At 70.6% G+C, this 11478-nt stretch carries 12 protein-coding genes; 7 read left to right on the forward strand and 5 right to left on the reverse strand.

Annotation, left to right across the window (positions count from 1 at the left end):
• Nucleotides 1-22: 22 nt before the first annotated feature.
• On the forward strand, nucleotides 23-1576 hold the full coding sequence (locus AC1MEY_RS21030) for an N-acetylmuramoyl-L-alanine amidase (protein ID WP_480231601.1): 1554 nt from the start codon (nucleotides 23-25) through the stop codon (nucleotides 1574-1576).
• A 22-nt stretch (nucleotides 1577-1598) separates the two neighbouring features.
• Here AC1MEY_RS21030 and AC1MEY_RS21035 read toward each other — a convergent pair whose 3' ends face one another.
• Both AC1MEY_RS21035 and AC1MEY_RS21040 read right to left on the reverse strand, forming a co-directional pair.
• A complete protein-coding gene (locus AC1MEY_RS21035) occupies nucleotides 1599-2411 on the reverse strand; it encodes an HAD family hydrolase (RefSeq protein WP_480227328.1) in 813 nt (270 codons plus the stop codon).
• Nucleotides 2411-3181, reverse strand: coding sequence for a lysophospholipid acyltransferase family protein (locus AC1MEY_RS21040; RefSeq protein WP_480227329.1), 771 nt, complete (start codon nucleotides 3179-3181; stop codon nucleotides 2411-2413). The genes AC1MEY_RS21035 and AC1MEY_RS21040 overlap by 1 nt, the downstream gene beginning before the upstream one ends.
• A gap of 45 nt (nucleotides 3182-3226) precedes the next feature.
• Between AC1MEY_RS21040 and AC1MEY_RS21045 the strand changes: the two genes are divergently transcribed.
• From AC1MEY_RS21045 to AC1MEY_RS21055, 3 genes are read left to right on the forward strand one after another with little or no spacing between them, the layout of a single operon-like run.
• Complete coding sequence (locus AC1MEY_RS21045) at nucleotides 3227-3922, forward strand: phosphotransferase (RefSeq protein WP_480227330.1); 696 nt, start codon at nucleotides 3227-3229, stop codon at nucleotides 3920-3922.
• 38 nt (nucleotides 3923-3960) lie between these two features.
• Complete coding sequence (locus AC1MEY_RS21050) at nucleotides 3961-5511, forward strand: Rieske 2Fe-2S domain-containing protein (protein WP_480227331.1); 1551 nt, start codon at nucleotides 3961-3963, stop codon at nucleotides 5509-5511.
• Nucleotides 5508-5840 (forward strand): hypothetical protein, encoded by a 333-nt coding sequence (locus AC1MEY_RS21055; protein ID WP_480227332.1) that lies wholly within the window; start codon nucleotides 5508-5510, stop codon nucleotides 5838-5840. Before AC1MEY_RS21050 ends, AC1MEY_RS21055 begins: the two co-directional genes overlap by 4 nt.
• Before the next feature lie 91 nt (nucleotides 5841-5931).
• On the opposite strand, the gene AC1MEY_RS21060 is transcribed toward AC1MEY_RS21055, so the two are convergent.
• From AC1MEY_RS21060 to serS, 3 genes are all read right to left on the reverse strand, one after another.
• Entirely contained in the window at nucleotides 5932-6924 is a 993-nt protein-coding gene (locus AC1MEY_RS21060) for an MOSC domain-containing protein (protein ID WP_480227333.1), read from the reverse strand.
• 198 nt (nucleotides 6925-7122) lie between these two features.
• The gene (locus tag AC1MEY_RS21065; RefSeq protein ID WP_480227334.1) at nucleotides 7123-7944 is read right to left on the reverse strand and encodes a DUF5718 family protein; all 822 of its coding nucleotides are present in this window, start codon (nucleotides 7942-7944) and stop codon (nucleotides 7123-7125) included.
• Nucleotides 7941-9197 (reverse strand): serine--tRNA ligase, encoded by a 1257-nt coding sequence (serS, locus tag AC1MEY_RS21070; protein ID WP_480227335.1) that lies wholly within the window; start codon nucleotides 9195-9197, stop codon nucleotides 7941-7943. Before serS ends, AC1MEY_RS21065 begins: the two co-directional genes overlap by 4 nt.
• 216 nt (nucleotides 9198-9413) lie before the next feature.
• On the opposite strand from serS, the gene AC1MEY_RS21075 reads away from it, so the two are divergent.
• The 3 genes from AC1MEY_RS21075 (at nucleotide 9414) to AC1MEY_RS21085 (ending at nucleotide 11477) form a co-directional block, all read left to right on the forward strand.
• Nucleotides 9414-10853, forward strand: coding sequence for a septum formation family protein (locus AC1MEY_RS21075; RefSeq protein ID WP_480227336.1), 1440 nt, complete (start codon nucleotides 9414-9416; stop codon nucleotides 10851-10853).
• A gap of 5 nt (nucleotides 10854-10858) precedes the next feature.
• The gene (locus AC1MEY_RS21080; RefSeq protein WP_480227337.1) at nucleotides 10859-11209 is read left to right on the forward strand and encodes a metallopeptidase family protein; all 351 of its coding nucleotides are present in this window, start codon (nucleotides 10859-10861) and stop codon (nucleotides 11207-11209) included.
• A gap of 73 nt (nucleotides 11210-11282) precedes the next feature.
• Complete coding sequence (locus tag AC1MEY_RS21085) at nucleotides 11283-11477, forward strand: hypothetical protein (RefSeq protein ID WP_480227338.1); 195 nt, start codon at nucleotides 11283-11285, stop codon at nucleotides 11475-11477.
• Nucleotide 11478: the final 1 nt, after the last annotated feature.

Raw genomic sequence — 11478 nt, forward strand, 5'->3', positions numbered from 1 at the left:
CGCGGTCGCAGCCACGGTCATCATGCTGCCCTGGGCCGTCGATGGTTTGCCCGGCCAGGCCGAGTCACCACGCGTCGACCCCCTCCTGCTCGTCGAGAAGCCGCTCGACGGCATCGGCGGCGGCGAGACCATCCGCGACGTGCGCCAGGACACCCCGTTCTCGATGGTGGCGCTGACCGCCACCGACCTGACCGGGACGTCGGCACGGGTGCGCGCACAGCAGACCGACGGCTCGTGGGGACCCTGGTACGACGCCGAGACACTCGACGGCGTCGGTGAGGGCCCGTCGCCGACGCAGGGCACCGACCCGGTGTTCGTCGGCGCCACCACCCACGTGCAGATCGCGGTCACCCGCCCCGTCGGCGCCGACCCGACCGGGACCGCGCCACGCGGACCCGCGGGACCGGGACTCGGGTACCGCCCCGTCAACGTCGAACAGCCGACCGTGCCCGAGTTCAACGCCGTCCTGATCAGCCCGCCCCAGGCGCCGGTCGACGTCCAGTGGGAACCGCCCGCCGCGGCCACCGTGCCCGGCCAGGCCCCCGCGATCATCGACCGCGCCAAGTGGGGTGCCGACGAGGGCCTCAAGTGCGGGAACACCGTGTACGACAACGGGGTTCGCGCCGGTGTGGTGCACCACACCGCCGGCAGCAACGACTACGCACCGCAGGACTCCGCGGGCATCGTCCGGTCGATCTACGAGTACCACACGCGCACCCTGGGTTGGTGCGACATGGCCTACAACGCACTGGTCGACAAGTTCGGCCAGGTCTTCGAGGGCCGGGCCGGCGGCATGACCCGTCCCGTCGAGGGCGCCCACACCGGTGGCTTCAACCAGAACACCTGGGGCGTCGCGATGATGGGCAACTTCGAGACCGTGCCCCCGACGCCCATCCAGTTGCGCACCACCGGACGGCTGCTCGGCTGGCGGCTCGGCCTCGACCACGTCGACCCCAAGGGCACGGTCGTCCTCGCCTCCGAGGGCGGCAGCTTCACCCACTTCCCGCGCGGGGTGGCGCCGACGCTGCCGACGATCTTCACCCACCGCGACGTCGGCAACACCGAGTGCCCGGGCAACGCGGCGTACGCGCAGATGGACCTGCTGCGCGACACCGCCGCGCACTTCAGCGTGCCGCCGGGACCCGAGACGCTCGCCGATTCGCTGCGGGGCGGCGCGATCTTCCTCAAGTGGGCGCAGCTCGGCGGTGACGCGAGCGCGCTGGGCTCACCGCTGTCACCCGAGGCCTCCGGCGGCGACGAGGCCCGCTACGTCAACTTCCAGCGCGGCGCGATGTACTGGTCCCCCACCAGCGGCGCCGAACCCGTGACCGGCGCGATCTACGACGCGTGGGCGTCGCTCGGCTTCGAGCGCGGCGCACTCGGCCTGCCCACCAGCGGCGAGATCCAGGAGCCGCAGTGGATCGTGCAGAACTTCCAGCACGGCACGCTCAACTTCGACCGCGAGAAGGGCACCGTCACCCGCGTGATCGACGGCGTCCCCATCGAACTGCCCAAGCCGGCGAACCCCGGAGCCCCCGTGCAGTTGGAGCGGTTCACGCCGATCGGGCTGGCGTGACCGGCGCCGCCGGCCGTCCGGGCTAGAGCCACCAGCGCTCGAGGACACGGGCGAGCCCGTCGTCGACGTTCGTCGCGGTCACCTCGTCGGCCGCCGCCATCGCCTCGGGATGCGCGTTGCCCATGGCCACGCCCAGCCCCGCCCACCGCAGCATCGGCACGTCGTTGGGCATGTCCCCGAACGCGACCACGTCCCCGGCCACGATGCCCAGCGGACGCGCGACCTCGTCGACCCCGGTGGCCTTGCTGATGCCCAGCGGCACGACCTCGATGAGCCCGTTGTTGGTGGAGTACGTGAGGTCGCCGATCAGCCCCACGTGCGGGGCCAACGCGGCCAGCATGTCGGCACTGCGCGCACCCGACTTGCGGATCAGCAGCTTCACCGCGGGCGCGCCGAGGACGTCGGCCAGCGAGACCTCGGTGTTGTCGGGGTTGAGCCACGCGTGCTCGTACCCCGGTGAGCTGACGAACTGCGGGGTCGCGGCGTCGTGTGCGCTGCGGCCCACCCGCTCCACCGCGAGGCCCGCCCCGGGGATCAGCCGGGTCGCCACCTCGGCGAGTTCGGTCAGCTGGTCCGACGACAACGTTCGCGCCCAGATGATCTGGTCGGTCGACGCGTCGTACAGCACGGCGCCGTTGGCACACACCGCCATCGGCGCGACACCCAGCGAGTCGACCACCGGCGAGATCCAGCGCGGCGGCCTGCCGGTGGCGAGCACGAACTGCGTTCCCGCGTCGATGGCCGCGTGCACCGCGCTGCGGGTCCGCGGCGACACGGTCTCGTCGTCGTCGAGCAGCGTGCCGTCGACGTCGGTGGCGATCAGGGCGGGCAGCATCAGCCGTTCTCCGTCTCCGGACGCTGCGCACGACGCGCAGCCTTCTCGGCGGCCTCGTCGGCGTCGAGCTGGTTGGCCTCGGCGAGCGTCGGCGCGCTGCCACCCAGACGGTGCGGCACCCAGAACTCGCCCGCGGGGTGCGGGCCGTAGGACGTCTGCACCTGCTCCAGCAGATGCTGCATGCGGGAGTGCAGCAGCGCGGTCAGTTCCGCGGCGGGCAGCGTCGGCTGGATGGGCTCGCCGACGGCGATCGTGATGGGCACCTTGGGCCGCCGCATGTTGCGCGGATGCCCCTTGGTCCACACCCGCTGCGCCCCCCACACGACGTGCGGGACGATCGGGACGCCGGCTGCGATCGCCATGCGCGCCGCACCCGACTTGAACTCCTTGATCTCGAAGCTGCGGCTGATGGTCGCCTCGGGGTAGACGCCGACCAGCTCGCCCTCCTCGAGGCGTTTGCACGCCTCCGCGAAGGACGCGGCGCCGCTCTCGCGGTCCACCGGGATGTGCCGCAGGGCCCGCATGATCGGACCGGAGACCTTGCTGTCGAACACCTCCTGCTTCGCCATGAACCGCACCTTGCGGCCGCGGCCCTGCTTGAAGGCCGGAAGCCCCGCGAAGGTGAAGTCGAAGTAGCTGGTGTGGTTGATCGCGATCACCGCGCCACCCTGCACCGGCAGGTTCTCCACGCCGGTGACCGTGAACTTCAGGCCCTGCAGCTTCCACACCAGGCGAGCAGCCTTGATGGCGGTGCCGTATACGGGTTCCACGGTGGCCAGCCTAGTGCGTGACCTCTTGCTGGAATGCTCCGGAGCGTGAGCTTCCCCACGGCACCCGTGCCGGTGCCCGACGTCGTGACGCGGATCGCCGACGGCCGGACCGTCCGGGCGGTGTGGATCAACGAACTCGGGGGCACCACGTTCGCGATCGACGGCGGCGCCGAGTACGTCAAGGTGGACGCCGCCTCACCGGCCCTTGCTGACGAGGTGCCGCGACTGCGCTGGGCCGCCGGATACGTGGCGGTGCCCGAGGTCCTGGCGTCCGGACCGGGGTGGCTGCACACCGCCCGACTGGCCGGCCACTCCGCGGTGGACCCGCGGTGGGCCGATCGACCCCGCGTCGCCGCCCGTGCCATCGGCCGCGGCCTGCGACGACTGCACGACGCGCTGCCGGTCGCGGACTGCCCGTTCGGCCGACCGGCGTGGGTGCCCGCGGACGCACCTCCCACCGACCACCCGGTGGTCTGCCACGGCGACGCCTGCGTGCCGAACACGATGCTGACCGACGACGGCGACGTCGCCGGACACGTCGACCTCGGTGACCTCGGGGTCGCCGACCGGTGGGCCGACCTCGCGATCGCGACGATGTCGCTGAGGTGGAACTTCGCCGGCACCGGGCTGGAGGAGGTGTTGCTCGCCGCGTACGACGCGCGTGCCGACGCCGACAAGATCGCCTACTACCGCGGTGCGTGGGACGCCTTCGATGCGGGGGGCCGGCCGTCGGGCGGCTAGACTCGGCGTCAGTCACATCCCCGCATGGAAGGCGATCAGTGCAGGTCACAAGCGTCGGGCACGCCGGTTTCCGGATCGACACCGCGGCTGGGAGCATCCTCTGCGATCCGTGGGTGAACCCGGCGTACTTCGCGTCCTGGTTCCCGTTCCCGGACAACAGCCAACTCGACTGGGACGCCCTCGGCGACGTCGACTACCTGTACGTCAGCCACCTGCACAAGGACCACTTCGACCCGGCCCACCTCGCCGCACACGTCCGCAAGGACGCCGTCGTGCTGCTGCCGGACTACCCGGTGCCGGATCTGCGTCGCGAGTTGGAGGCGCTGGGGTTCCACGACTTCGTCGAGACCACCGACTCGGTGAAGCACCGCGTCAGCGGCCCCAAGGGCGACCTCGACGTCATGATCATCGCGCTGCGGGCGCCCGCCGACGGACCCATCGGCGACTCCGGTCTCGTGGTGTCGGACGGCGAGACCGTCGCCTTCAACATGAACGACGCCCGGCCCGTCGACCTGGACATGGTGGCCGCCGAGTTCGGCCACGTCGACGTGCACATGCTGCAGTACTCCGGGGCCATCTGGTACCCGATGGTCTACGACATGCCCGACCGCGCCAAGCAGGCGTTCGGCACGCAGAAGCGCCAACGCCAGATGGACCGGTCGCGCCAGTACATCGCGCAGGTGGACGCGACGTGGGTGGTGCCGTCGGCCGGCCCGCCGTGCTTCCTCGACGACGAGCTGCGCGACCTCAACGACGACCACGGCGACCCGGCGAACATCTTCCCCGACCAGGTCGTCTTCCTCGAGCAGCTGCGCATGCACGGCCACGACCGCGGACTGCTGATGATCCCGGGCACCACCGGCGACTTCACCGGCAGCACGCTGAACTCGCTGACCCACCCCGTGCCCGACGACGAGGCCGAGGCGATCTTCACCACCGGCAAGGCCGACTACATCGAGGCCTACGCCCAGCGGATGGCCCCGACGCTCGCGGCCGTCAAGGCCTCCTGGGCACCCGCCGAGGGCGAGCCGTTACTCGAGCCGCTGCGCGCCAAGTTCGAGCCGATCATGCTGCAGACCGACCAGATCTGCGACGGCATCGGCTATCCGGTGGAGCTGCGGATGGGTGCCGAGACCGTGGTGCTGGACTTTCCGAAACGGGCGGTGCGCGAACCGATTCTGGACGAGAAGTTCCGCTACGGGTTCGGCATCCCGCCGGAGCTGGTGCGCACGGTGCTCCGCGACGACGAGCCGGACTGGGTCAACACCATCTTCCTGTCGACGCGCTTCACGGCGTGGCGGGTGGGCGGCTACAACGAGTACCTGTACACGTTCTTCAAGTGCCTCACCGACGAGCGGATCGCCTACGCGGACGGCTGGTTCGCCGAGTCGCGTGACGACTCCGCGTCGATCACGTTGGACGGCTGGGAGATTCAGCGGCGCTGCCCGCACCTGAAGGCGGATTTGTCGAAGTTCGGCGTCGTCGAGGGCAGCACGCTCACGTGCAACCTGCACGGCTGGCAGTGGAACCTGACCAACGGGCGCTGCCTCACCAGCAAGGGACACGAGCTGCGGAGTTCGAAGGCGTGAGCGGGCCGGCACCGACCTACGACGACGGGTTGATCCAACTCGACCGGCAGGCGATCACGTTGCGGCGCTACCACTTTCCGTCCGGCACGTCGAAGGTGATCCCGCTTCGGACGGTCCGTGGCTACCGCGCCGAGCCACTCGGCTTGGTGCTCAACCGCTTTCGCATCTGGGGAAGCTCGGACCTGCGGCGCTGGCTGCCGCTGGACGTGTGGCGGCCGATGAAGTCGACGCTGGTGACGCTCGACGTCCCCGGTACGCGGCCCAGCCCGGCGTTCACGCCGCTGCGGGCGCGCGAGTTCACCGCGGTGCTCGACCAGCTACTCGACTGAGGCCGCCGCGTTGGGGTCGATTTCTTCGACGAGCGTGCGTGTTTGCGGGCGACACGCCGGTCGCTGAGGCGACTTCACGCACGTTCGCTGGCTAGGTCCGGCCGCGCAGAACGGTCGCCTCGAGCAGCTTCTGCGCGCCCTTGGTCGCGGCCTTGTTGGCGGCGGTCGCTGCTCTCCGGACCGCGTTCGGCGGCGACGCGAGGTGCACCCGCACCTCGTCGCCCATCCGAACCGTGCCGGGCGTGCGCACGTCGGCGTAGATGCCGAGGAACCGGTTGGTCCTCTGCGCGAGCTGCTTGGTGAGCGCCCTGTTCAACTCGAGGTCGGGCTGCGGACGGGTGGGCACGACGCAGCGAATGGTCGGGTTCGTCACCCGCAACGTCGCGCCGCCTATGACCAAATCGCCGTTCACCCAGGCGGATTCGGGGAACTCGCGGTCGGGTTCGGCGACGTCGACGAGGACGTTGGGCCGGAACCGGCGCACAGAGTACGGCTCGCCATCTGCGGCCAGATCCCGCAGGCTGGCGGTACTCATCAGGTGCACCGGGCTCAGGTCGACGAACGTCCCGGGCGGCGTGGAGTAGCGGGCCAGCGTGATGATCTGCCGGGTGGTGAACACAGACGTGTCGGGGAGTGCCTCGGTCTCGTCGAGGCCGAAGTCCTGCCGGACCATCGCGTCCGAGAAGGTGTTCAGCGAGTCGTTGACCGACATCCGGTGCTGGCTGGTGTCGTCGTGGGGCGGTAGCGCCGTCAGCCGCATCTCGCGACCCACCAGGTCCGACAGCGCGTCGTGGACGCCCGGATCGTCGTCGGTGAGTTCGCGACCGTCGGGCATCGTGATGATCACGCCGGGGACGTTGCCGGGGCCGGCGTCCAGGCCGGGTTCCTCTGCGTATCGGGCGCTGCATCCCAGCAGGACCGGCAGGCGGCGGGCGGACGCGGTGATGCCCTTCTCCACGTCGCGGACCGCCCAGAGTCGGTCGGCGTGTACGCCGCGGCGGTCGATGCGCAGGTGGTCGACCTGGTTGCCGCCCATGGACTTCACCGGAAAGCGCCACAGCTGGCTGACGGTCACGCTGGACACGGTGGACCTCCGTTTCGCCGAGGGCACCGGAGGCATCGGCAGTGGGCCAATCGTACGCGCGCGGGTGTGGCCGTCAGTGGGCTTCGGCGTCGGCCGTGGGCTGCGCGAGCGTGCGCTTTCTCGCGCTAACCACCGGCGTGTCGCCCGCAGACACGCACGCTCGCCGAAGGAGGGAACTAATGCTCCAGAGGGGGCCGGTTACTCCGCGGAGACGGTCTGGCGGAGTTCGGAGTGGGCGGCGCCGTCGGTGTCGTACACGCGCACGATCGCCTCGTCACCCGCCTGCAGGAACGTGGTCTCGCCGAGTTCGGTGTAGCGGGTGGCGCCGATGCCGATCAGCAGGTGCTCGGGGTGGCCGCTCGCGACCATCAGCGCGCCGACGTCCTCGAGAGGCGTCTCGGGAGAACCCTTCTGGTTGGCCAACCGCTCGACGATCCAGTCGAGCAGCACCTCGCCGTAGTACGAGTAGCCGAGCAGCGGGCTGTCGACGCCGTACTCGTGCTCCTGGCCGTCGGCGGTGTGCAGGTGGGCCACCACCCGCAGCGTCGACGTCGGGCCGTCCGGCGTCAGGTCGGACACCTCGAAGAAGCGCGCGGCGACGCCCTTGGACGCCGGCCCCCAGTTCTTCTTGTGACTGATCTTCAGCGCGTTGGGCCGCCGGATCGAGCAGTCGTTGAACGCCCCGAGCGCGAACGGCTCGAGCCGCGACACCGTGTCGCCGTCCCACACCACGCGGCAGGCCAGACCGACCTCGGGCTCGATCTGCAGGTTGAGCGGAGTATCGCTGCGCGGCAACAGGATCCGGTCGTGCGACAGCGGGTACTCGCCTAGGAAGCCGTCGGCGCCCGGCGCGTACCAGGGGAAGATGCCCTTCGGTGCGGCGCCCTCGCTGGAGACGTTGACGAAGTCCGCGGCCTCACCGGCCTGCTCGAGGTGGCCGGCGAAGTTGCCGGCCACGCCGAAGCCGAACCACGTCCGGAGTTCGGCGTCGTCGAGTTCGATCACGTTGAGTTCCGTCATGCTGGCGTCAGCACCGACCTTCCGACGTAGGGCACCAACGCCTCCGGCACGCGCACGCTGCCGTCCGGCTGCTGGTGATTCTCGAGGATCGCCACCAACCACCGGGTGGTGGCGAGCGTCCCGTTCAGCGTCGCCGCGATCTGCGGCTTGCCGTTCTCGTCGCGGTACCGCGTCGACAGGCGTCGCGCCTGGAACGTCGTGCAGTTCGACGTCGACGTGAGTTCGCGATAGGTGCCCTGCGTCGGCACCCAGGCCTCGCAGTCGAACTTGCGCGCCGCCGACGAGCCGAGATCGCCTGCGGCGATGTCGATCACGCGGTAGGGCACCTCAATCTGCGCGAGCATCTGGCGCTCCAGGCCGAGCAGTCGCTGGTGCTCGGCGACGGCGTCCTCGGGCTTGCAGTAGACGAAGCCCTCGACCTTGTCGAACTGGTGCACGCGGATGATGCCGCGGGTGTCCTTGCCGTAGCTGCCCGCCTCGCGACGGAAGCACGACGACCACCCGGCGTAGCGCAGCGGGCCGTCGCTCAGGTCCAGGATCTCGTCGGAGTGGTAGCCCGCCAGCGGCACCTCGGAGGTCCCGACGAGGTACATGTCCTCGCCCTCGAGCCGGTAGACCTCGTCGGCGTGCGCGCCGAGGAAGCCGGTGCCCGCCATCACCTCGGGCCGCACCAGCACCGGCGGGATCATCAGCGAATGGCCGTTCTCGGTGGCCAGGCGCACCGCCAGTTGCATGATCCCGAGCTGCAGCAGCGCGCCGACGCCGGTGAGGAAGTAGAAGCGCGAGCCCGACACCTTGGCGCCGCGCTCCATGTCGATCAGGCCCAGCGACTCGCCCAGCTCGAGGTGGTCCTTCGGGTTCTCGATGGTCGGAGGGTCGCCGACCGTCTCGAGCACCACGAAGTCGTCCTCGCCGCCGGCGGGTACGCCGTCGAGGATCACGTTGCCGATCCCCATGTGGGCGGCGGTGAAGGCCTGCTCGGCGGCGGCCTGCTCCGCCTCGGCGGCCTTGACGCGTTCGGCGAGGTCCTTCGCGGTGGCCAGCAGGGCGGGCCGGTCCTCGGGGGACGCGGCGCCCACCTTCTTGCTGGCGGCCTTCTGCTCGGCCCGCAGGTTGTCGGCCGTCGAGATGGCGGCGCGGCGGGCGGCGTCGACGTCGAGCAGCGCGTCGACGAGCCCGGGATCCTCGCCGCGCGCCCGCTGCGATGCCCGCACCCGGTCCGGATCGTCGCGCAGGAACTTGAGGTCGATCACGGGCGTCACCCTACGTTCGTGGCCGGTCCGCGCGCGAGCGAGATCCGCGGATCGCGGGGTCGGCGCGGCGTCCGCGAGTGTGAACCTCGTGACGCCGGACGCCTGATCCGCGTCGCCACCGTCACACTCGCGCCGCGCAGCAGGAGGGGCGTCACGACACAACCCCATAACTTTACAATCGCCACTCTTGTCACACCGCTCGACGCGCCTGTCACAATGGATCCGATGTCGGAAGCGCCGCCCATTGAGGACTACCCCGCCGACGACGGCCCACAGCCGTCGGACCGGCGCGCATGGTGGCGCAGTCTGCAGTCCAACTCCACCCGCCGCAGCCTGCTGCTCACCGCACTCGGCGGCCTGCTCATCGCGGGCCTCGTCACCGCGCTGCCGTTCGGCAACGGCGAGGGCCCGATCGGCCTGACCACCGGCACCACGCTCGGCGCGCGCACCAGCGACACGTTCGACGACGCCAAGACCGGCGACTGCCTCGACTGGCCGGAACGCACCCCGGACGCGGCCACCGTCGTCGACTGCGCGGCCGACCACCGCTTCGAGGTCGCCGAGGCGATCGACATGAGCACGTTCCCGGGCAGCGAGTACGGCCCCGACGCGGCCCCGCCGTCGCAGGCACGCATCCAGCAGATCAGCCAGGAGCAGTGCAGCGCCGCCGCCCGCCAGTACCTCGGGCCGCGGTTCGACCCCAACGGCAAGTTCACGGTCAGCCTGCTCTGGTCGGGTGACCGGGCGTGGAAGCAGGCCGGCGAGCGCCGCATGCTGTGCGGCCTGCAACTGCCCGGACCGAACAACCAGCAGCTGTCGTTCAAGGGCAAGGTCGCCAACCTCGACCAGTCGCAGGTGTGGGCGGCCGGGACGTGCCTCGGCATCGACCCCGCGACCAACCAGCCCACCGACATCCCGGTCGACTGCGCCGCGCCCCACGCCATGGAGGTCACCGGGTCGGTGAACCTCGCCGAGAAGTTCCAGGGGCCGCTGCCGTCGGACCCCGACCAGGACGCGTTCATCAAGGACTCGTGCACGCGGATGACCGACGCCTACCTGGCCCCGGTGCAGCTGCGCAGTACCACCCTGACCCTGATCTACGGCACCATCTCGCTGCCGAGCTGGTCGGCGGGCAGCCACCAGGTGTCGTGCAGCATCGGCGCCACGCTGGGCAACGGCGGCTGGTCGACGCTGCTCAACAGCGCGAAGGGCCCGCTGGTCATCAACGGCAGGCCGCCGGTGCCGCCGCCGGACATCCCCGAGGAGCGGCTGAACCTGCCGCCGATCCCGATGCCGGACACGTCGAACCAGATGACGTCCGAGATCGACCTGAGCGACCAGAGCCAGAGTTCGTCGTCGTCGTCGAGCCAGTCGCAGCAGGACGACAGCCAGCACCTGCCGAACCAGCAGCCGCAGCAGCAGACCGCGCCCACCAGCGCGGCGCCCACCAGCACGGCGGCAGGCACGTCCGGCGCTCCCCCGCCGCCGCAGGGCAACACGTTCCTCAACGGCCCGCCGCCGCCTCCGGGACCGCCGCCCGGTGAGGCCCCGCCGCAGGACGGCGCGCCCCCGCCCGGTGCGCCGCCGGCCGACGCCGGTGCCCCGGTCGTACCCCCCGCGGGTGCACCGCCCGGACCCGTGCTGCCGCCGGCCTGACCGACATGACCGTGCGGATGAGCCCGCAACGGTTCGAGGAATTGGTGTCCGACGCGTTGGACCTGGTCCCCCCGAAGCTGATGGCGGCCCTCGACAACGTGGTGGTGCTGGTCGAGGACTGGCATCCCGACGATCCCGACGTGCTGGGCATCTACGAGGGCGTCGCACTCACCGAGCGGGACTCGTCCTACGGCGGGTCGCTGCCGGACGCCATCACGATCTACCGGGGTGCACTGCTCGACGTCTGTGACAGCGAGCAGGACGTCGTCGACGAGGTCGCGATCACCGTGATCCACGAGATCGCCCACCACTTCGGCATCGACGACGAGCGGCTGCACGAACTCGGCTGGGGCTGACCGTCTGCCATCGGAGCAGCGCGGTCGCGCGCGCCGACTACCCTTCGTCGGACCCTGGTGCCATCATCGAGGGATGACCACGCACTGCCGACTGTGTGAGAACGACCTGGCGCACTGCCACGGCACGGTGATCCTGCATCCGACGGCGCGCCCGGAGTGCACCGAACCGGACTGCGAGACACCGGAGTTCGTCCACGCCTTCACCATCGACTGCGCGGCGGTCGGATGCGCCTGCGACGTCGTCGTCGTCGAACGCCGCGCGATCTGAC

The organism is Mycobacterium sp. PTI7, from assembly GCF_056679845.1.